Annotated in this window: 19 protein-coding genes and 1 pseudogene; 4 read left to right on the top strand and 16 right to left on the bottom strand. The window is 34.4% G+C overall.

Annotated elements, in window-relative coordinates:
* Both SOY52_RS03540 and SOY52_RS03535 read right to left on the bottom strand, forming a co-directional pair.
* Nucleotides 1-261: pseudogene (locus SOY52_RS03540) on the bottom strand (arginine--tRNA ligase); the annotation flags it as partial.
* 41 nt (nucleotides 262-302) lie between these two features.
* Nucleotides 303-1,238: a biotin--[acetyl-CoA-carboxylase] ligase gene (locus tag SOY52_RS03535; RefSeq protein WP_320847606.1), complete on the bottom strand. Its 936-nt coding sequence runs from the start codon at nucleotides 1,236-1,238 to the stop codon at nucleotides 303-305.
* A gap of 87 nt (nucleotides 1,239-1,325) precedes the next feature.
* On the opposite strand from SOY52_RS03535, the gene SOY52_RS03530 reads away from it, so the two are divergent.
* Both SOY52_RS03530 and epsC read left to right on the top strand, forming a co-directional pair.
* Nucleotides 1,326-1,874 (top strand): biotin transporter BioY, encoded by a 549-nt coding sequence (locus SOY52_RS03530; protein WP_320847605.1) that lies wholly within the window; start codon nucleotides 1,326-1,328, stop codon nucleotides 1,872-1,874.
* A 40-nt stretch (nucleotides 1,875-1,914) separates the two neighbouring features.
* Nucleotides 1,915-2,805 (top strand): serine O-acetyltransferase EpsC, encoded by an 891-nt coding sequence (epsC, locus tag SOY52_RS03525; protein ID WP_320847604.1) that lies wholly within the window; start codon nucleotides 1,915-1,917, stop codon nucleotides 2,803-2,805.
* Here epsC and SOY52_RS03520 read toward each other — a convergent pair.
* From SOY52_RS03520 to pduL, 11 genes are all read right to left on the bottom strand, one after another.
* Entirely contained in the window at nucleotides 2,786-4,135 is a 1,350-nt protein-coding gene (locus tag SOY52_RS03520) for an MATE family efflux transporter (protein ID WP_320847603.1), read from the bottom strand. The genes epsC and SOY52_RS03520 overlap by 20 nt on opposite strands.
* On the bottom strand, nucleotides 4,125-5,417 hold the full coding sequence (mtaB, locus tag SOY52_RS03515) for a tRNA (N(6)-L-threonylcarbamoyladenosine(37)-C(2))-methylthiotransferase MtaB (protein ID WP_320847602.1): 1,293 nt from the start codon (nucleotides 5,415-5,417) through the stop codon (nucleotides 4,125-4,127). The genes SOY52_RS03520 and mtaB overlap by 11 nt, the downstream gene beginning before the upstream one ends.
* Nucleotides 5,414-6,163 carry a prephenate dehydrogenase/arogenate dehydrogenase family protein gene (locus tag SOY52_RS03510; protein ID WP_320847601.1) on the bottom strand — a complete coding sequence of 250 codons (750 nt, stop codon included), beginning with the start codon at nucleotides 6,161-6,163 and terminating at the stop codon, nucleotides 5,414-5,416. Before SOY52_RS03510 ends, mtaB begins: the two co-directional genes overlap by 4 nt.
* Nucleotides 6,164-6,328: 165 nt before the next feature.
* The gene (locus tag SOY52_RS03505) at nucleotides 6,329-7,249 is read right to left on the bottom strand and encodes a nucleoside hydrolase (RefSeq protein ID WP_320847600.1); all 921 of its coding nucleotides are present in this window, start codon (nucleotides 7,247-7,249) and stop codon (nucleotides 6,329-6,331) included.
* 5 nt (nucleotides 7,250-7,254) lie between these two features.
* On the bottom strand, nucleotides 7,255-7,857 hold the full coding sequence (locus tag SOY52_RS03500; protein WP_320847599.1) for a nitroreductase family protein: 603 nt from the start codon (nucleotides 7,855-7,857) through the stop codon (nucleotides 7,255-7,257).
* Nucleotides 7,854-8,576, bottom strand: a complete 723-nt coding sequence (locus SOY52_RS03495) for a purine-nucleoside phosphorylase (protein WP_320847598.1) — start codon at nucleotides 8,574-8,576, stop codon at nucleotides 7,854-7,856. The genes SOY52_RS03500 and SOY52_RS03495 overlap by 4 nt, the downstream gene beginning before the upstream one ends.
* Complete coding sequence (locus tag SOY52_RS03490) at nucleotides 8,573-9,478, bottom strand: ABC transporter permease (RefSeq protein WP_320847597.1); 906 nt, start codon at nucleotides 9,476-9,478, stop codon at nucleotides 8,573-8,575. Before SOY52_RS03490 ends, SOY52_RS03495 begins: the two co-directional genes overlap by 4 nt.
* Nucleotides 9,475-10,587, bottom strand: coding sequence for an ABC transporter permease (locus SOY52_RS03485; protein WP_320847596.1), 1,113 nt, complete (start codon nucleotides 10,585-10,587; stop codon nucleotides 9,475-9,477). The genes SOY52_RS03490 and SOY52_RS03485 overlap by 4 nt, the downstream gene beginning before the upstream one ends.
* Nucleotides 10,584-12,122 carry an ABC transporter ATP-binding protein gene (locus SOY52_RS03480; RefSeq protein WP_320847607.1) on the bottom strand — a complete coding sequence of 513 codons (1,539 nt, stop codon included), beginning with the start codon at nucleotides 12,120-12,122 and terminating at the stop codon, nucleotides 10,584-10,586. Before SOY52_RS03480 ends, SOY52_RS03485 begins: the two co-directional genes overlap by 4 nt.
* A gap of 81 nt (nucleotides 12,123-12,203) precedes the next feature.
* The gene (locus SOY52_RS03475) at nucleotides 12,204-13,298 is read right to left on the bottom strand and encodes a BMP family ABC transporter substrate-binding protein (protein ID WP_320847595.1); all 1,095 of its coding nucleotides are present in this window, start codon (nucleotides 13,296-13,298) and stop codon (nucleotides 12,204-12,206) included.
* Between the two features lie 378 nt (nucleotides 13,299-13,676).
* Nucleotides 13,677-14,255: a phosphate propanoyltransferase gene (gene pduL, locus SOY52_RS03470; protein ID WP_320847594.1), complete on the bottom strand. Its 579-nt coding sequence runs from the start codon at nucleotides 14,253-14,255 to the stop codon at nucleotides 13,677-13,679.
* A 133-nt stretch (nucleotides 14,256-14,388) separates the two neighbouring features.
* Here pduL and SOY52_RS03465 point away from each other — a divergent pair, with 133 nt between their 5' ends.
* Together SOY52_RS03465 and SOY52_RS03460 are read left to right on the top strand one after the other, a co-directional pair.
* Nucleotides 14,389-14,829, top strand: a complete 441-nt coding sequence (locus SOY52_RS03465; RefSeq protein ID WP_320847593.1) for a MarR family transcriptional regulator — start codon at nucleotides 14,389-14,391, stop codon at nucleotides 14,827-14,829.
* Nucleotides 14,820-16,148, top strand: a complete 1,329-nt coding sequence (locus SOY52_RS03460) for an MATE family efflux transporter (protein WP_320847592.1) — start codon at nucleotides 14,820-14,822, stop codon at nucleotides 16,146-16,148. The genes SOY52_RS03465 and SOY52_RS03460 overlap by 10 nt, the downstream gene beginning before the upstream one ends.
* On the opposite strand, the gene rsmA is transcribed toward SOY52_RS03460, so the two are convergent.
* The 3 genes from rsmA to SOY52_RS03445 form a co-directional block, all read right to left on the bottom strand.
* Nucleotides 16,120-16,974 (bottom strand): 16S rRNA (adenine(1518)-N(6)/adenine(1519)-N(6))-dimethyltransferase RsmA, encoded by an 855-nt coding sequence (gene rsmA, locus SOY52_RS03455; RefSeq protein ID WP_320847591.1) that lies wholly within the window; start codon nucleotides 16,972-16,974, stop codon nucleotides 16,120-16,122. The two genes, SOY52_RS03460 and rsmA, sit on opposite strands and share 29 nt — an antisense overlap.
* Before the next feature lie 17 nt (nucleotides 16,975-16,991).
* The gene (locus SOY52_RS03450) at nucleotides 16,992-18,116 is read right to left on the bottom strand and encodes a ComEC/Rec2 family competence protein (protein WP_320847590.1); all 1,125 of its coding nucleotides are present in this window, start codon (nucleotides 18,114-18,116) and stop codon (nucleotides 16,992-16,994) included.
* A 238-nt stretch (nucleotides 18,117-18,354) separates the two neighbouring features.
* The coding region (locus tag SOY52_RS03445; RefSeq protein WP_320847589.1) for an Ig-like domain-containing protein at nucleotides 18,355-20,029 on the bottom strand (1,675 nt) is incomplete at its 5' end.

Here is a 20,029-nt window from a genome sequence, read left to right as displayed (position 1 = left end):
TGGTCCTGCTACTAAAAGCTCCCCAGAAGGAAGATTATCTCTTTTTTCAAGACGATTTTTAATTTCAGCTGCAATTAATGCTGGTGCACACTTTAATGCCTTTGAGAAAGCAAACATAGGAAAAGCAACATCACCCATCTCTGGCTTTGGAGGAGTGAGTACTTGAATATCAACATTTATATCACTGCCCTTCTCTTGAGCAAATGCTTTTACTTCATTTTCAACCAATTCTTTCCATTGATTCTTTATTTTCTGTAACATAGTAACTCCAAGTGTAAATATATATAATCAAGAGATTTTTCTCAACGGGGGCGAATTGTAACTTCCCCACTTGAGAGGTGTTCAATTTGGCCATCCTCATATTGAACAACTAAGTGAGCATTGTCATCAACATCTAAGCATTTAGCTCTTTTTGTTTTATCGACTCTAATGACATTTAAATCCAGTCCAATAACAAAGCATTTTGCTCTATAACGCTTAATGTAATCATTCTCATGAAGGGTATTTATTACACACTTTATTTGCCTTGCTAAAAATTCTGCTCTTGAAATAGGAGTAATTCCATCAGGAAAAAGAGATGTACAAATATCTTTTAACTCATCAGGGAAATTTTTAGTCCCAAAATTTACTCCAATACCAATAATTATTTCACTGATCCTATTTTCCTCCATTGATAGAACACCCTCTGTTAAGATACCAACACACTTTTTACCATTTATGTAAACATCATTAACCCACTTAATTTGAGTATTAAAGCCAAGTGAATCAATTGCGTCAGCTGTTCCTAAAGAAGCTCTTGTAGTAACACTTTCTGTATCGAAGGTATTATCGTTATTAACAACCAAAGAGTAATAAGTTCCTCCTTTATCAGAGATGAAGGCTCTACCCCTTCTACCTCTACCACCAGTTTGAAGCTCACTAATTACTACAAATGGAGCTTTAATGCCTTTGTTAATTAACCTCTTTGCCTCTGTATTTGTTGAATCAATTTCACTGTAGTAATAGACAGGGATATCAATTAATTTTTCTAATACCTCTTGGTTTAGTATATCAGTAGAAACTAATCTATATCCTTTCTTAGTTATTCCCTCAATAATATAACCATCATCCTCAAGGGCTTTCACAGCCTTCCAAATGGAAGCTCTACTTACATTTAGAATTTGAGCCATATCTTCGCCTGAAATATAATCTTCTTTATTACGATTTAAAATTGCTAATACTTCTTCTTTTGTTGACATAACTAAATAATAGACTATTTACAAAAATGGGGATAGACAAAATATTATCAGATTTGTAAACTAGTTTTCAGTTTAGAGAGGTTTACAATGAACAGAACAAAGATTTTAAAAACTGTAACAATCGCACTATTTGCCGCACTAACAGCAGTTGGTGCATTTATCAAAATTCCAATTCCACCAGTACCAATAACACTACAAACGTTATTTACCCTTATTTCAGGATTACTACTTCCACTTTCAGTTAGTGTTTCCTCAATCTTAGTTTACCTATTTTTAGGTATTATTGGTCTTCCTATTTTCACCTCAGGTGGTGGTATTGCAGCAGTAACAGGACCAACAGGAGGATATTTAATTGGTCTTCTTCCAGCAGTAATTGTCGCAGGAATAATGCTAAAAAAAGATAAGAAATATCCATTTTGGTATTTTTTACTTGCCTCTTTTTTAGCAAATGTAGCAATTTACATTCCAGGTTTATTTTGGCTTGGTTATTCAAGACACCTAACAATAGCTAAAACTTTAAGTGCTGGCTTAGTACCATTTATTGTTGGCGATGTTTTAAAAATGATCGTAAGTGCAACTGTTTCATACAAACTTAGAGGACAGGTTGTAAAACTACTAGAAGAAAACGAAGAATAATATCTTTTTATTCTTTCATTTTGGTGTTAAATTTCGGTTCATGAATATCGACAATTATGTAAACGACTATTTAGCTTCATTTGATAGAGTAAAGAGGTCACACCACTTCCAGGGCTTAACAGCACTTCCTAGGATGGAAGATGTTTCAAAATTAATATCATCCTTAATGGAGCTGTTATTTCCTGGAAGAGGTAAAAACAATTGCTGTTTATCACTTGAATGTGCAGTAAAAAGTGAAATGAATAATTTTGTTTCTATCCTCACAGATCAAGCAAGACTTGCTTTTATTTATGAAGGAATGAGTGAGGATGATGCAAAGACAAAAGTTGAAGAAATAATAGATAAAGTTTTAAGAAAACTTCCTGAAATAAGAACCAAAATAAAAAAAGATTCTGAAGCAGGTTACAAAGGTGACCCTGCTGCCCGAAGCCAACATGAAATAATCCTATGTTACCCTGCTTTAAAGGTATTAGCAGTTCATAGAGTTGCACACCTATTATTTGAAGAAAAGGTTCCGCTTGTTCCAAGAATGATGAATGAGTTAATGCATAGAGAAACAGGTATTGATATCCACCCAGGAGCAACAATTGGGGATAGCTTTTTCATCGACCATGGAACAGGTGTTGTAATTGGTGAAACTACTGTAATTGGTAACAATGTTAAAATTTATCAAGGTGTAACTCTTGGTGCTCTTTCATTTCCAAAGGATGGTTGCGGAATGCTTTTAAAAGGTGCAAAGCGACACCCAACCATTGGAAACAACGTTACCATATATGCTAATGCGACAGTTCTAGGAGATATTACAATTGGTGATAACACAACAATAGGTTCATCTTGTTGGATTAAAACCTCTATTCCAGCAAACTCCCGTGTTATGATCCCAGACCCTGAAATTATTATTACAGAACGTCTTAAGAAGAAGACTTCTTAAATTCCTTACTAGTTACTAATCTCATTGTGAGGTAGCTTGCCATACCTCCAATGAGGTTACTAATTGGTTCTGCGGCAACTACACCATCACTTCCCATAAATAGTGGAAGAAGTATTGTAAGTGGAACTACGATAATTATCTTTCTAAATAGTGAAAAGAATATTGCGTGTTTTGCTTTTCCAAGTGCAACAAAGGTACTTTGTCCAACTTGTTGAAAACTCATAAATACAAAGAGTGAAAAATATATTCTCATAGCTCTAGCTGTAACATCTAGCATCGTAGGGTCACTTGAGAACAATGAAATATAGATATTAGGAAATAACTCAATAGAAAGTGCAAAGATGGTAGAAAATGTAGCAGAAACCATAATTGCAAAGTTACTAGCCTTCATTACTCTATCATAGCGCTTAGCACCGTAGTTATAACTCATTACTGGACTTGTTGCACTTGTTAATCCGTTTACAGGAGTTGAGAATATCTCTCTAACAGAATTAATAATTGTAAAAGCACCAACTAAGATGTCTCCACCATACATTAAAGCCATTCTATTACAAACAATTTGTACAGCAGAGTTTGTTGCACCCATAATAAAGCCACTTGTTCCAAGTGTAACAATACTTTTTACCCTCTTTTTCTCAAGTACCATATCACTCTTTTTAAGTTTTAATATCGGCTCACTGCTAGTTAAGAACTTTAATACCCAAAGTGCAGAAACAAGTTGAGAAATACAAGTTGCTAAGGCAGCTCCTCTTACGCCCCAACCAAAGATAAAGATAAAAATAGGATCTAAAATAAAGTTTAATAGCGCACCTATTAATACTGTTTTCATTCCAACATTTGAAAAGCCTTGGCTGTTGATGAAGGCATTCATTCCGGTTGCAATTAATGAAAATGTAAATCCAATAGCATAAAGTCTAAGGTATGAAAGTGCATAGTTTATTGTTTTATCACTTGCACCAAAGATAAATAGTAATGGAGATGCAAAGATTTCAGTTAAAAGCGTTAATACTACACCTGTAATTACTAATAGCGCAAAGCTATTACCCATTATTAACCCAGCTTCCTTTAAGTTTCCTTTTCCTCTTTCAATACTAGAAAGAGGACTTCCTCCATTAAAACCATAAAGGTTTGTAAAAGCAGCAACTATTTGAATAATAGGAAAGCATAGTCCAACACTTGTTAAAGCAATTGGACCTATTCCAGGGATGTGACCTATAAAGATTCTATCAACTATAGAATATAGTAGGTTCACAAATTGAGCTGCGATCATAGGAAGCGCAAGCTTAATAATAGTTTTCCTGACATTAGGTGAATCAAAGTCAGCTTTCATCTACAACAAATAATCCTTTCTTAGCAAGGTGTCCTTTTACTAACTGTCCCCTCTGAGCTGAAAGAGGAACATTATCAATTTTTACCTTCAAATAGTTTCCTGTGGTACCATAGAAGGCGCCATTCTTTCTACTCTCAAGTAAAACCTCTAAGTTTTTCCCAATTTGACGATTAATGTAATCATCACTTAGCTTCACAGAAAGGTCTCTTAAAATAGCAGCTCTTTCATCACGTACTCTTTCTTCAACTCTATCCTTTGCATCAAAAAGTGCTGTATCAGGACGAGGAGAGTATGGGAATACATGCAATGCCGCAAACTTCTTCTCTTCTAAAAAGCTCCTTGTTATTTCAAAATCTTCCACACTTTCACTTGGAAGACCTGCAATAACATCACATGCAATAAATGGATCATCCTTAACTTCTCTTAAAGCTTTAATAACCCACTCTAAGTGTGACGCATTGTACTTTCTATTTACTCTTTTTAGCACCTTATCACTTGCACTTTGCAGTGGGATATGGAAGTGAGGATGCATTCTAAAATTGGAACAAGCTTCAATTAATTTATCATCAATATGGTCAGGCTCCATTGAAGAAAGCCTTAATCTTGTATCAACACTAAGTTTTGGTAAAAGCTTTAAAATAACACCACCAAGACCATCGCCATCGTGGTCATACATAGTTAAATTAACACCAGTTAATACAATCTCTCTAAACCCTGATTTCTCAAGCTCCAATGCTCTCTTAATCACTTCATCAGGCTCTAAAAATTGGCTCTTTCCTCTTGCAACATGTACACGACAATATGCGCACTCGTTATCACAACCTTCCTGAATCTTTAAATACGCCCTTGAGTGATAAGAAAATGATTGTGCGTTATAGCTAAATACTGAAGTATCGATATCAGAAAAAGAAGTAACACTTTCAAGCACACTCATATTTGAAATTAAAGATGCCTTAATGTGCTTTGCCATCTGAAGAAGAGAAGCCTTCTTAACTAATGGCACACAAATAATGTTATCGCCTAAAGCCTTAATTTCCTTTTCATTCATCTGAGCATAGCACCCAGTAACAACTACAGCCTCCCCTTTTTTTGCAAAAATTCTAATCATCCTTCTTGCTTTCTGCTCAGCTTTACTTGTTACAGTACAGGTGTTAACAATGTATAATGAAGCCTCTTCATCTTCTTTTACAATTTCAAATCCTTCTTTTAAGAAGCTATCACAAATTGCTTCACTCTCACATTGATTAAGCCTACAACCAAGAGTATATACACAAACTTTCAAAGGCCTTCCTCCTGCTCAGCTAATGTATTTAATACCTTTTCAATTGCAACTTGAAGGGATAATCTCATTTCTTTAGCATATGGATTATAACGCTGCAAATCATAAAAGAGCGTAATAGGGTCATTACAAGTTTGTTCAACAATTGTCATTAAAGACTTATAGCCCTGAGTTGCAATTGGAGTTGGGCACATTCCAAGCTCACTTAGTGTACGTCCAACGAAGTGAGTAACACCTTGTGAGTAAGCAGCTTCCTTATCATGGTGACGAGGAGTCATTTCAAGCACATCTAAACCAATTTTTGCAAAATAAGCTTTAATCTCTTGATATCGCGTATCTTCACTAATTGGACATAAAACAATTGGAAGACCTTTAATTCCATTCTTTGCGCTATCAGGGCCAAACATTGGGTGCGTTGCAATTAAGCAATATTCATCTTTATTTAGATTCTCCTGCAACCATGCTGCAGGATATGTTTTTACAGAGCAAGTATCTAATATAATTGCTCCTTTCTTTATTCTTTTAGAAACACGTTTTAATACTTCCTCTAAGGAAGAAATTGCAACGCAAAAATATAAAATATCAGAAGATAAAACTTCATCTTCACTAACTTTTTCAACACCAAAAGGTATTTTATGACTACTTCTTGAGTATGCAACTACTTTAGCATCACTACTAAATGGATGACGAGCTAACATAGATGCCCAGAAAGAGCCAAATCTACCAAGTCCATAAACACCAATCTGCATAGAGTTAAGCTTATATTTATTCTTTAGTTTTTACAATTATATAAGTTATTGTAGCTAAAAAATTGTATACAATTCTTTATTTTTTATCATTAAATAATAAACTTAATAGTTTTAATGGTAGTAATTTGGCATTAAACAACTAAAGGGTCTAATGCCAAAATGTAATTATTTTAAGTTTCTAAAGGATTTAAAGAAAACGTTCCAAAATTCATTTAAATCAACATCAACACCGAGTAAAACTTTAGCATTATCATCGATTTCGCTAGTAACAGTTCTACCATAGGTTAATTGACTTTTTGTCTCTACATGAACATTTCGCCTTTCAAATTTAAAAATTGATGGCTTAGCTAAATAAGCAATTGTACATGGATCATGCATATGAGGCATAGAGTTATTATTCTCTAAGTTTGCTTTAATGTAAAATTTAAGTTGTGATAAAAGAAGGTTTTTATATTCACTTTCCTTTTCACATCTTATTTGTTCTAAGATTTTTTCATCTAGAACAACTTTAAGTGTTACATCAAGTGGCATAGCAACTACTTCAACTCCTGAATTAAATACTATTTCAGCAGCCTCAGGATCACCCCAAATATTAAACTCAGCACTATCGGTAGCATTACCACGCCCCATAGAGCCACCCATAACAACGATTCTTTTTAAGCTTTTTGCGAAATCAGGATGTGCTTTGATGCATATTGCAAGATCTGTATAAGGTCCAACGGATACAAATGTAATCTCTCCAGGATTATTAAGTACACTATTAATTGCCCATAATATTCCATTGCCTTTACACTCTTGTTTTTTCCTTGGACCAAAGGTAACACCATCAAGACCACTCTTTCCATGAAAGTCTCCAGCAGCTACCCTATCTCTCAAAAGGGGCTTATCAGAGCCATAAAAAACTGGGCATTCTAAGCCTACAGCTTCTGCAACATTAAGAGTGTTTTCAAGAGTTCTATCAAGTGAGACATTACCATTAGTAGCTATTAAACCTAGTACTTCAATCTCATCTTTTAAACCTGCTGCCATAGCAATTGCAATAGCATCATCATGACCTGTATCAACGTCAAAAATTATTTTTTCCATATTACTTAAAAGTGATAAACAAAAGCTTCATTAGAAGTAATCCTAATTTTTTCTCTTTCATCTTCGTCTGGATAGCCAAATGCGATAACTATTCCTACTTCTTCATCTTCCTTATCTAAACCTAAAGCATCAATTACCTTATCATTATCGTAGCCTTCAATAGCACAGCTTTGAATATTAAGCTCAGTAGCCTTAATCATCATTGCAGATGCAGCAATGTAGCTTTGACTTCTAGACCAAGAATCAAGGGTCTTACTATCTCTTAAAAATTCATAATAACCTTTATAGTCATCAATAAATTCTTCTAAAGTAGAAGGAAATCTTTCTGCTCTTTTTTTGATAAACTCACTGTTAGGAGCAAAGTATTTTCCTCTTTTAGTTGTAATTACCACTGTAATAGGAGCAGTCTTCATACTCTCTTGATAGAAGCAAGATGAGAGTAAATCATGACTCTTACATACATGAAATGTCCAAGGCTCCAAACCAAATGAAGTCGGAGATAGTCTGCCTGCTTCTAATATTTGATCAATTACCTCTTTAGAAGGCATATCACTTTTATATTTTTTGCAGGCAAAACGATGAAGAAGTAAAGAATTTACATCACTCATTTACAAACCTCTACTAATGTTTCTAAAGCAAGAGTAATCATATTTCTGTTTCCTTCCATTCTCTCTTCATCCTTGAATGATTCCCCAGTAACACAGTTATCTGTCATTGTAAGAATAGATAATGCCTTCTTTTTTAAATACATTGCCGTTGAATATAAGGCATAGGTTTCCATATCTTGAACTAAGGCACCCATGTTAGCCCACTTCTTCCATTCCCCTTCTCCAAGTGCGTTGTAGGAGGAAAAGCAATCAGAAGAAAAAACCATACCAGCAGTATGTTTTAAATCTAATTCTTCAGCCTTTTTAAGTGCACTACAAAATAGTGTAATATCAGGACAAGGTGAAAAGGTTCCTGAAAGGTTATATTGATGAGCCCATGCTGAATCAGTACTTGCACTCATTGCTAGTACCAATTCTCCCACACTTAAGCTCTTTTGTAAGCCTCCTGAAGTACCAATTCTTACAATGTTTTCAACTCCATAATGGTTAAACAACTCATAAGAATATATTCCAGCAGAAGGGCCTCCCATTCCGGAAGCCATTACACTAACCTCTAAACCTTTATAAAGGCCAGTGTAACCTAAAATACCACGAACATCAGTTACAAGCCTTGATTCTTCAAAGAAATTCTCTGCAACAAACTTTGCTCTATTAGGGTCTCCCGGGAGGAGTACATTTTTTGCTATTTCTCCAATTTTTGCTCTATTATGTGGTGTCATGATGAACTCTTATTGTATGGCTTACCACAAGACTGAGGTGCATAATCTCTTCCTGAGAAGATAACTAATGCAAGTAATGTGACAAGGTATGGAAGAATGTTGAATACCTCAGAAGGAAGTGCTTTTAGAGCGCTGAAATTTGTTGATAGTACAGCAAGAGCCTGTGCTCCACCAAATAGAAGTGCAGCTCCAGTAACACCCCATGGTGTCCAACGGCCAAATGCAACTGCAGCAAGTGCGATAAATCCACGTCCATTGATTAAGTTAGATGTAAACTGAATTGTCTGTGTTAATACAACACAACCACCAGCAAGACCACCAAGAAGACCTGAAATTAATACACCTGTATATCTAATTTTTCTAACATTAATACCTGCACTATCAGCAGCAGCTGGGTGTTCTCCACAAGCTCTAAGATGCATACCAAATGGCGTTTTATAGAGCATAAACCAGCTGAAAGCTACAACTGCAATTGCGATGTAGAAAGTTGGATAGAAACCTAAACGGTCTGTTAACATACCTACTCTAAACTCTTTTGAGCGGTCTGCTGAAAAGAGAATTTGGCATGCAAATACTGTGATACCATCTGCAAGTAAGTTAATACCAGTACCAGAAATTGTTTGCTCAGCCTTTAAGTCAATAGCAGCAAAGCCATGTACTAGTGAAAAAAGTCCAGAAACAACCATACCGGAAATTAATGCTACAGCAAGTGAATACCTACCACATCCAGCAGCTTCCATTAAGTAGTGTACGCTTGCAGCAGTACATGCTCCAATACTCATTAAACCTTCAAGAGCAATATTTACAACACCACTTCTTTCACAAATCATACCGCCAATAGCAGTAATTAATATTGGTGCAACAATCATCATGATTGTTGGTAATGATTGAAAAATAATCATGCTTTTCCTGCCTCCTTTCTTACAAGAACGCGAGAGCGATATGCTTTAATTAAATCAAGGCCACTTCTTAAAGCAATGAAAATAACAATTAAGCCTTGAATAATAAATGTTATTTCCTTAGGAATATTCATTCCCTGCATTATTGATTGTGATTGCTTAAGAACACCAAATAGCAATCCTGCGAGGAATATACCAAGTGCTCTTGAATTTCCTACCAGTGCAACTGCAATACCCATGAAGCCGTAGTTATCCATTCCCTGGATAATTCTACCTGTTGTGTATGCTCCTCCGAGAAGTACACATGCACCTGCAAGACCGGCAAAGGAACCTGCAATTGCCATTGATGAGGAAATAGCTCTATCTGCATTTATACCAGAACATCTTGCAGCATCTTTATTAAAGCCTGTAGCTCTAAATGCAAATCCCATCTTGGTCTTTTCCATGATAAACCAATAAATTAAGCAAGCAGCAATCATAAAGAAAAATCCAATATTAAGGTTTGAATTTTTAATTAAGAATTTTGATAAAAATGCTGTACTTTGAATTGGCGCTGTTTGATATGTTCTATTTGTAAGACCTGCAGGCATCTTAAAGGCAATAATTCTAAATAGATAAAGAGCGATGTAGTTTAACATAATTGTTGCTACAACCTCACTTACCTTGTACTTTGCCTTTAAAAATCCTACAATGCCACCCCAAATTGCACCTGCAATTATTGCTACTATTAAGCATAATAGCCATTGAAATGGAAATGATGGAAGACATACAGCAACAGCTTGTGCTGCTAGCATTCCAACAATGTACTGACCTTCAGCTCCAATATTAAATAAACCTACTCTAGCCGCAAAGCCCATTGAAAGACCACAAAGGATGTATGGGATTGAATAAGCAAGTGTTTCACCTACATTTCTAAAGTTCCAAGCACCATTTTTACCAGCCTTACCAATAATTGATTGTCCAATTGCTTTAAATAATCCAGCTGGATTTCTTCCAACTAATACAACTAGTATAGTACCAATTAAAAAGCCTAAAATAACAACAGCAACAGAGGTTGCACCTTGGCTTGATAAAAACCAATCTATGAAGCTCTTTTTCTCTTTAGTCTTCATTTACTCTCCTCCTTTGCTTTAATACCTGTCATCATAAGACCGATTTCTTGACTTGTTACTTCACCAGCGTTGAAAACACCAACGATTGACCCCTTTGAAATTGTTGCAATTCTATCACAAAGGTTCATTACTTCATCAAGCTCAAATGAAATTAATAAAATACCTCTACCTTTATCACGCTCTTCTACAATACGCTTTCTAATGTATTCAATTGCACCAACATCTAAACCACGAGTTGGCTGTGCAACAAGTAATACATCTGGAGAAAGGGAGATTTCACGAGCAACAATTACCTTCTGCTGGTTACCTCCAGAAAGAGAACCTGCATCGGTTTGTGCTCCTTGAGCTGTTCTGATATCAAATTCTTCAATTAGCTTTGTTGCGTTTTCATCGATTGCTTTATAGTTTAAGATACCAAACTTACCTGTGTATTTATCAGAGAAGAAATCCTTTAAGACCATATTTTCCCCAACAGTTAAGCCCGCAACTAGACCATGCTTTTGTCTATCTTCAGGGATATGGCCCATACCTTCTCCAATTCTTTCTCTGATAGTGTCTTTGTTAATAACTTTTCCAGAAAGAATAATTTCACCACTTTGTACAGGAGAAAGACCAGAAAGGGCATATAATAGCTCTGATTGCCCATTACCATCGACACCAGCAATACCAACTATTTCACCTCTTCTTACATCAAGAGAAAGGTCTTTAACCTTCATAGTGCCAATTGAATCCTTAACAGAAAGGTTCTTAATCTCTAAAACCTTCTCACCAGGCTTACATGGAGCTTTTTCGATATCAAATTTTACCGAGCGTCCTACCATCATTGTAGCTAGCTCTTGTTCGCTTGTATTTGGAGTAATATCAATACAGCCGATGAATTTACCACGACGGAGTACAGAACATCTATCTGCTACTGCTTTTATTTCCTTTAGCTTATGAGTAATTAAAACAATAGTTTTACCTTCACTCTTTAGCTTACGAATAATATCCATAAGCTCATCAATTTCTTGAGGAGTTAATACAGCTGTTGGTTCATCAAGAATAATGATATTTGAATCAGAATAAAGAGTTTTTAATATCTCTACTCTCTGTTGTTGTCCAACTGAGATATCATCGATCTTGGCTTTTGGATCAACTTGAAGTCCATAGCGTTTTGAAAGCTCTTCAACCTTCTTTTCTGCTTTTGCAAGAGAGATAATTCCAAATTTATTTCTTGGTTCTCTTCCAAGTACAATATTCTCTGTAACAGTGTAGTTATGGACTAATTTAAAGTGTTGGTGAACCATTCCGATGCCAAGCTCTGTTGCAACGTTAGGATTCTTAATCTCAACTTTTTTACCATTAATCTTTATTTCACCACTGTCAGGTGCATATGCACCAAAGAGTACGCTCATCAGCGTACTCTTACCTGCTCCATTTTCCCCTAAGATTGCATGAACTTCATTGGTTTTAATTCTTAAATCAACATTATCATTTGCAATTATTCCAGGGAATGTCTTGGTAATCCCAAGCATCTCGATAGCATATTCACTCATAATAATTCCTTTATGGTATGCTACTTTATTCATGTTATGAACAAAGTAGTATACGGGCACAAAGCTGTGCCCGAATATTATTTAGTCATCAATTGCAGAAAGACCAGCTGGTACTAAGCCCTTAGCAAGTGCATCTTTATAAGTCTTATCAATTTTGATTGAACCATCTAAGATACCCTTAACAGCCTTATCTGCTGCTTCAACAGCTTCCTGGCAGAGAGCTGGGTTAGCCTTTGAGAAACCAACACCGTCATTAGCGAGGTTCTGAGTTACAACGCCACCCTTCCATGTACCTTCTTTAGTCTTTGTAAGAGCATCAAATGTTGAGTTTTCAACTTTCTTAATCATTGATGTTAATACAGCTGATTCACCATTTGTACCATATAAACCATCTTCATACTGATCAGAGTCTACACCGATAGCCCATACGTTCTTACCAGCCATTCTGTACTCTTTAGCCTGTGCAATTGTACCACCGCCTGTACCACCAGCAGCTGAGAAGATACAGTATACACCACTATCATACCAGTTCTTAGCCATAGCCTTAGCAAGTTCTGGCTTACCCCAGTCGTTAGCATAGTAGTCTACGAACTCTGCATTAGGATAAATTGATTTAATACCTTCGAAGTAACCAATCTCGAACTTTGTGATTGTAGCACCTGGAACACCACCGATAAATCCAAACTTAGGATTTTCGATTCCATCCTTCTTAGCCTGCATTGCAGCAGCAATACCTACTAAGTAAGAGCCCTGCTCTTCTTCGTAGATGTACTGAATGAGGTTATCTCTATCTGTGAGGTAGTCAACATCAACAATGATAAAGTTCTGGTCAGGATACATTGCAGCAACTTCATTTAATGCATCGCCCCAAGTAAATCCTGTTGTGATGATTAAATCCCAATCACCTTCAGCAGCATTTTTGAGGTTTGGAATGTATTCATCTGTACTCTGAGCTGTGATGTTTTCATAAAGAGTACCTCTACCTGCACCATTATCACCATAGAATGATAAAATACCACGCCAAGCAGCAGCATTGAATGACTTATCATCAATACCTGTCTGGTCTGTTAAAAGAACTGCTTTAATCTGATCTGAGCCAGATGCTTCCTTTGCACCATTTGCAAAAAGAGAAAAAGCACAAAGAGCAACAAGAGCGAAAACTAAAATTTTCTTCATAATTTTACCTAGCCTATGCTAGAGCCTCCTGTGAATATTACAGAAAAAAAAATCTGTATAATCAGAATAACACTTTGTGAATAAAACTCAATAAAAAATGAACAAAAGAAGGAATATAATAGAAGTAGCAATAATTATATAAGTCATATTATTTATACTGCGCTTTCCTTTTCTTCTATTTTTTATGAATAAAAAATACCCTAAAGAATATTATGATTCTGAAATTATCCATCTTGGCAATTATTAGTTTTTGATGTATGGAATTGCTTTTTTAGGTAAAATAGTAAAAAAAACAATTGGAACTATCTTATATAAAAAAATCACTACTAAGTAGAATTAATACATTAGTAGTGATTATTTGTAAGTAAGAAAAACTTATTATTTTACGATTGTTCCCATCTGGTTTCTTGCACAAGCAGCTGCATTTGATTCATCTGTATCAACATGCATAGCAAGAGCATAGCTATTTGAAACACGAATAACAGTGTCGCCATAGATTGTCTTTCTGCCATTACCATTCTCGATAAGAACGTTTACAATTTCACCATTTGTAACACCAAAGTCAGCTGCATCCTTTTCTGTCATGTGGATGTGGCGCTTTGCAACGATAACACCTTCCTTAAGCTCTACCTCACCCTTTGGTCCAATAAGCTTACAAGCACCAGAACCAGCTACATCACCACTCTCTCTAATTGGAGCATCGATACCAATTGAACGAGCATCTGTAGCAGAAAGTTCAACCTGATTAAGCTTTCTACATGGTCCAAGAATAGAAACGTTAGCAAGTTCCTTCTTTGGTCCTACTACTGTAATTCTTTCGTTAGAAGCGAACTGACCTGGCTGAGAGAGTTCCTTCTTAACTGTAAGCTGATAACCTTCGCCGAAGAGTAATTCCAGTGTCTCCTGTGTGACATGTGCATGTCTTGCACTTGTTTCAACAATAAATTGATTTGCCATGATAATCCTCCAATGAATTGACAATACTTATTATCATGCAAATTTATTATATTCGCAATAGCACGTACCTTACCATATTTTGTATTTTTCTGAAGCACTTGACATTAAGTACGAAATCATACTTAATTAACTAATGCGTTATTCACATCCACAACTACTTAGAATAAATCATTTAATTTCAGAACTTGATCACATCTACCATGAGATGGCACTAAAATTTAAACTTTCCGATAGTGCATTCTCAATTCTTTACACTCTTTGTGTTGAAGGTGATGGATCTGCACTCTCATTAATTGTTAATCATGCAGGACTTGCTAAGCAAACTGTTAATTCTGCATTAAGAAAACTTGAAGAAGAAAATGTTATTAATTTGGTTTTAGACGGAAAAAGGAAGAAAAAAATTTTTTTAACAGAAAAAGGAATAAAACTTTGTGAAGCAACTGTTATTAAAATAATTGAACTTGAGAATAATATCTTCCTTTCTTGGGGAGATGAAAAAAGTAACAGATACATAGAAGATACAAGGGAATATAACCGCCTTATGATGGAGGGATTTTTAAAGTTATGCAAATAAAACTAAGTGACCATTTTTCATATCCAAGGCTATTTAGATTTACCCTTCCCTCCATTTGTATGATGCTTTTTACATCTGTTTACTTGGTAATAGATGGATATTTTGTCTCTAACTTCATTGGTAAAACAGCCTTAGCTGCTGTTAACATGATTTATCCTGTCATTATGATAATAGGTTCCATTGGTTTTATGCTTGGAACTGGTGGTAGTGCATTAGTTGCCAAGACAATGGGTGAAGGTGATGATGAAAAAGCTAAAAGACTTTTTACACTTATTTATTTAACCTCAATTGTTGTTGGTTTAGTGCTAACAATACCTTCTTTTATCTTTCTTGATAAAATAGCTTACTTCTTAGGTGCAAGAGATGAACTCCTTGAAAATAGCATTACCTATGGAAGAATCCTACTTTCTACAGTTGTGTTATTTGTTGTTCAAATGGAGTCGCAAGTTTTTTTTATCACAGCAGAAAAGCCTAAACTGGGTCTTGTAATGACAGTTTTAAGCTGTGGAACAAATATCATTTTAGATGCTTTATTTTGTGCAATTTTAAACTTAGGTGTTCCTGGAGCTGCCGCTGCAACTGCAGTTAGCCAAGCTATTGGTGGAACTATTCCACTGCTTTATTTTACATTTAAACGTAAAGGAAGACTTTACTTTACCAAAACAACTTTTGATAAAAAAGCACTTCTTAAAAGTGCATCAAATGGATTTTCTGAACTATTATCAAATACATCAGCTGCAGTTATTGGAATGCTATTTAATGCACAGCTTTTAAGGTATGTAGGAGAAAATGGAGTTGCAGCATACAGTGTACTAATGTATGTAAGTATGGTATTTGTTGCTATTTTTATTGGATTTTCAGGTGGAATTAGTCCTGTTATTTCTTATAACTATGGTTCTGAAAACCATAAAGAACTAAAGAGCATTACACATAAATTACTAACATTAATAATAATAACTTCCTTATTAATGCTCTTTTTTAGCCTTTATATGGCTTCTCCTTTATCAAGATTATTTGTTGGTTATGATGAAGAACTATACAAGATGACTGTAAGAGGATTCTACATATACTCTTTTTCCTTTATTTTTGCAGGAATTAGTATATTCTCTTCCTCATTTTTTACAGCACTTAATAATGGACCGGTATCAGCAGCAATTTCTTTTTTAAGAACTTTTGTCTTACAGCTAATATTTGTATTAGTTCTTCCACCAATACTAGGTATTGATGGAATATGGCTTTCAATCGTATTTGCTGAAATTATATCTTTCTTTATTTCTCTATACTTTTTAATTACAAAGAAGAAAGTTTATCACTATTAACTGCACGAGCTAAATCAATTATTTTGTTTAAAGATAGAGTCTCAGCTCTTTCACTACCAAGTAAATTAGCTTGGCTTAAAACACTATCAATAGCCTTAAGGTTTAATGCCTTAAGGTTATTTTTTATTGTCTTTCTTCTTTGTGAAAAGATTAATCTATTAACCTCAAGAAAAGTTGCTCTAAGATTTTCTTCAACCAAGCTTTCTTTTCTCTTTTCCATTACAACCACAGCACTTTCAACTTGAGGCTCAGGATAAAAACACCCCTTTCTTATTACAAAGGCAAGTTGTGGGATGTAATCTAATTGACAAAGAGTTGAAAATGAGGAGTAATCATCAGAATTCTCATGAGCACAAATTCTTTCTACTACTTCTTTTTGAAGAGTAAAGACCATTCTTTCAGGAAGAATACTACTTTCAATTAATCTTGCAATAATTACAGAGCCTACATTATATGGAAGGTTTCCATAGATAATATCAGGAACCTCACTTTCTTTAGCTATTGTCTTTAATGCATCACCTTGGATAAGTGTAAAGTTTTCTTCATCTCCAAAAGCTCTATCTTTTAATAATCTACAAAATCCATTATCAATTTCAAATGCCTTTACAGATGCTTTTTCTTTTAAAACTAAAGCTGTAATCGAGCCCATGCCTGGACCAATTTCCCAAGTAGTAGTTCCAGCTTTTGCACCAATTTTTTCAGCTATCATTGCTCTTGCATTATGGTCTATTAAAAAGTTTTGACCAAACTTTTTACTCATAGCAAGGCCTTCACTCTCTAAAGCACTAACAACTTCTTTTACACTATCATAGTTAAGGTTCCACATACAAAAGGAAGAATAACTTACTTATTCTTCCTTTTCAATCGTCCTAAAGCAATTATTAACAAGGTAAAAAATAATAAAATGAAGTAAACATTTAGGTTTTCTTGAAGTTTTATTTCAGAGCCTTTTCTTAAAACATATTCTAATACTATGTAAATCTTATCCAATATAATTAATGCTTTACTATTAAATAAAGAAACAATACTTATAACCATGTAGATATAAATTAATACTCCTGCAATAGGAGAAGTAATAATTGAACTTACTTGATAAGTACCAAATAGATAATATGATACAGGGATTGTGAATATTAAAGCACCTATAGTAACAAGAAATGGCATTATTAAAACTTCTGGAAGCACGATAAAACTATCGATGCTATCAAGTAAGAATTTTGGGAGCGTCATAATTCCACAAAGTGAAATATAGGAAAGCATTGTTGAAATAGTCATAATACTGTCTTTAAAGAAAAGTAACTGAATAACAAAACAGAAAACTAAAGCATCTATGTTTTTATCAAACTTAAATAGGATAAAAGTTAAGCTTAATATGTAGGCTCTTATCAATGAAGGCTTTGGGCCAATAAATAATATGTATAAGGTTAGTAGAGATAAAGATATTATCTTTGCATATTTCTTTGTAAAAATAGGCGTTAAGACAAAAGTAATAAGCGAAGAAAATAAAGCTAAGTGCATACCAGAGAGTGCTAAAATATGGCTATTTCCACTATTTCTAGCAAGAGTAGTCAATTCGCTATCATTTGATGGTGTATAGCCAAGTAGTAGCATTGTTGATAGCTCTCGGCTACTAATTGAAGAAAACTTTTCAAATATTTTTGATCTAGTTCTATTTAAATTACTCCGATTTAGTAAGGTATAGTTTTTTGCATTAAAAGAAGAATTTTTAAGCTTTCCACTAAATGAAACAACATCTCCATAGAATAAGGAAGGACCTATATAATTTACGCCTATTCTTCCTTTACAAGTTGCTACATCACCATTTTTTAAATTTGCTTCTAAAAGTTTTATTACACATCTCTTTTGGCCCCATGAAGCAAGTTTGCTATCTTCCTTAACAATTCCCGTGATGGCAACACACTTTTCATCAATAAACGAAAATGAAACAAACTCTTCATTTTGAAGCATCCCTACTCTAAATAAACAAATAATTGTAATAGAAAATATAATTATTATTTTTACAAAGCTCTTACGATATCGAAAAAAATAATTAGCACTTAAAATTAATATTATTACCCAAGCTCTTTGCTGGGTATATATAAAAAATAAAAGTTGAGAAAGTAATATTGCTTCTATCATATTAATAATAGAAGTAAAGTTAAAAAAAATATGCAGGACTCACTTAGAATCCTGCAAAACTCTTTAATTAAGCACCACGCTCAAAGAATACTTCACAAATATTATTTCCACTCAAGTCTTTAATAAAGAGTGAAATATATGGTGTATATGCTGTTACTCTTACTTGCATTACAGTTTGAGCATTTGTATTAGAAGAAAAATCAATTGTACTCTTAGCGCTACCATCAACAGTCTTGTTTTCATTATGATCAAAACACCACCATAATGAACCTTCACTATAAGATGATACAGAATTACCATTTACACCAAGATTAAGAGTGTAGTCCTTCTGTTCCCAAGCCCAAGCAGTTCCTGAGAAAGTTGTTTTAGTTCCAGTAATATCTTTTGAGTTATAGATAATACCATAATCTCTAACAACAATATCAATTGAACCACTTACCCCCTCTTCCTTTAACCTTGTATCAGTGTAGTAGGTAATTGTTACTACCCCACCCTTACCATTATCTTTAGTTGGAGTAACAACACCATTATTAACTGTTGCAATAGATGAATCACTAGTTGTCCATTGAAGATTATTTTCAACAGAATATTCTTTACCATTTACAGCTGTAACAGTAACAAAATTCTTTAAATCTACACTCTCGTATAATGAATTAAGAATTGTTACTCCATTTTTACCTCTAATTAAATAGCTTGTTGGAAGACTATTGTTAAAGGTAATTTCTTTAACAGGAATAAATGATTTTAACTCAACTGAATCAGAAGCACCTGTAGCTTTAATTGTAGCAGTAATGGTAACACTACCATCAGTAAGTGCTGTAACAACACCGTTTTCTACTGTTGCAATAGAACTATCAGAAGATGTCCATTCAACTTCAGGTGCAATTGAAACAAGGTTTTCAAATTCTGTTTCAAGTGTTAATGGTTCACCATACTTAACTGTACTACTATCTGCTTTGAGATAAATATTACCTGGGTCATTTTCGATGTAACCAAAATTAATTGTTGCACTATAGGTATATCCATCTTTAACAACTGCAAACATTAAAGTATTTGCAGTTTCTACTGCAAAGGTATTTAAATAATTATTTGTTGGTAAAATTGTATACTCCTTAACTGCATTGAAATCACCACTTACAAGCTTCTTACCATTTAAATACCAAGCATAATCAGTAACACCTTCAATTTCATTTGTAAGTTTTAATGAAAGTGCATCATTTTTTGTCATATGAGGATTAATACCTGCACCAGATTTAAGTGCGCTAAGCAGTTCTACACTTGTTAATTCATTTGGAAGCTCAATTGTAATTGATGGTCCCATAATAAGTGTTGAGGTTTCTAAAGATGGAAGTGAATCAAAGGTAGAGTCCTCACACTTTGCAACTACAGTATAAGTATAGTTTACACTTGTATAGACATCTGTATCTGTATAGGATGTTTGGTTAACCGTTTTTTCAACACTATTACCATCACCAGTTCTTGTGACTACATAACTAGTTGCTCCCTCAATTCCATCCCATGAAACTAAAATGCCATCATCAACACTCTTTGATGTTACAGTAGGATTTTTAAGAGCAATTACTATTTCTTTAGAAACATACTTTGTTGGATCATCATCACTTGTTGCAGTAATAGTGTATTTACCAGAAAGTGGGAATAATATTGTCTTGTTACCACTAACAGTAGCACCATCACTAACTGATAATGTATAGTTTCTATTAGATGCAGTTACAGGTAAAACT

The sequence above is a fragment of the Bullifex sp. genome (assembly GCF_034103065.1).
Taxonomy (GTDB): Bacteria; Spirochaetota; Spirochaetia; order Sphaerochaetales; family Sphaerochaetaceae; genus Bullifex.
The sequence above is the reverse complement of the archived record's forward strand: the minus strand, read 5'-3'. Positions and strand labels throughout refer to the sequence as shown.

Excerpts from the sequence above, each read along its gene's own strand:
- SOY52_RS03510 (WP_320847601.1), bottom strand. The coding sequence starts at position 6,163 with ATGCAGATTGGTGTTTATGGACTTGGTAGATTTGGCTCTTTCTGGGCA.
- SOY52_RS03490 (WP_320847597.1), bottom strand. The coding sequence starts at position 9,478 with ATGATTATTTTTCAATCATTACCAACAATCATGATGATTGTTGCACCA.
- SOY52_RS03485 (WP_320847596.1), bottom strand. The coding sequence starts at position 10,587 with ATGAAGACTAAAGAGAAAAAGAGCTTCATAGATTGGTTTTTATCAAGC.
- SOY52_RS03535 (WP_320847606.1), bottom strand. The coding sequence starts at position 1,238 with ATGTCAACAAAAGAAGAAGTATTAGCAATTTTAAATCGTAATAAAGAA.
- epsC (WP_320847604.1), top strand. The coding sequence starts at position 1,915 with ATGAATATCGACAATTATGTAAACGACTATTTAGCTTCATTTGATAGA.
- SOY52_RS03520 (WP_320847603.1), bottom strand. The coding sequence starts at position 4,135 with ATGAAAGCTGACTTTGATTCACCTAATGTCAGGAAAACTATTATTAAG.
- SOY52_RS03475 (WP_320847595.1), bottom strand. The coding sequence starts at position 13,298 with ATGAAGAAAATTTTAGTTTTCGCTCTTGTTGCTCTTTGTGCTTTTTCT.
- SOY52_RS03460 (WP_320847592.1), top strand. The coding sequence starts at position 14,820 with ATGCAAATAAAACTAAGTGACCATTTTTCATATCCAAGGCTATTTAGA.
- SOY52_RS03480 (WP_320847607.1), bottom strand. The coding sequence starts at position 12,122 with ATGAGTGAATATGCTATCGAGATGCTTGGGATTACCAAGACATTCCCT.
- SOY52_RS03530 (WP_320847605.1), top strand. The coding sequence starts at position 1,326 with ATGAACAGAACAAAGATTTTAAAAACTGTAACAATCGCACTATTTGCC.
- SOY52_RS03495 (WP_320847598.1), bottom strand. The coding sequence starts at position 8,576 with ATGACACCACATAATAGAGCAAAAATTGGAGAAATAGCAAAAAATGTA.
- SOY52_RS03500 (WP_320847599.1), bottom strand. The coding sequence starts at position 7,857 with ATGAGTGATGTAAATTCTTTACTTCTTCATCGTTTTGCCTGCAAAAAA.
- SOY52_RS03505 (WP_320847600.1), bottom strand. The coding sequence starts at position 7,249 with ATGGAAAAAATAATTTTTGACGTTGATACAGGTCATGATGATGCTATT.
- rsmA (WP_320847591.1), bottom strand. The coding sequence starts at position 16,974 with ATGTGGAACCTTAACTATGATAGTGTAAAAGAAGTTGTTAGTGCTTTA.
- SOY52_RS03450 (WP_320847590.1), bottom strand. The coding sequence starts at position 18,116 with ATGCTTCAAAATGAAGAGTTTGTTTCATTTTCGTTTATTGATGAAAAG.
- pduL (WP_320847594.1), bottom strand. The coding sequence starts at position 14,255 with ATGGCAAATCAATTTATTGTTGAAACAAGTGCAAGACATGCACATGTC.
- SOY52_RS03465 (WP_320847593.1), top strand. The coding sequence starts at position 14,389 with ATGCGTTATTCACATCCACAACTACTTAGAATAAATCATTTAATTTCA.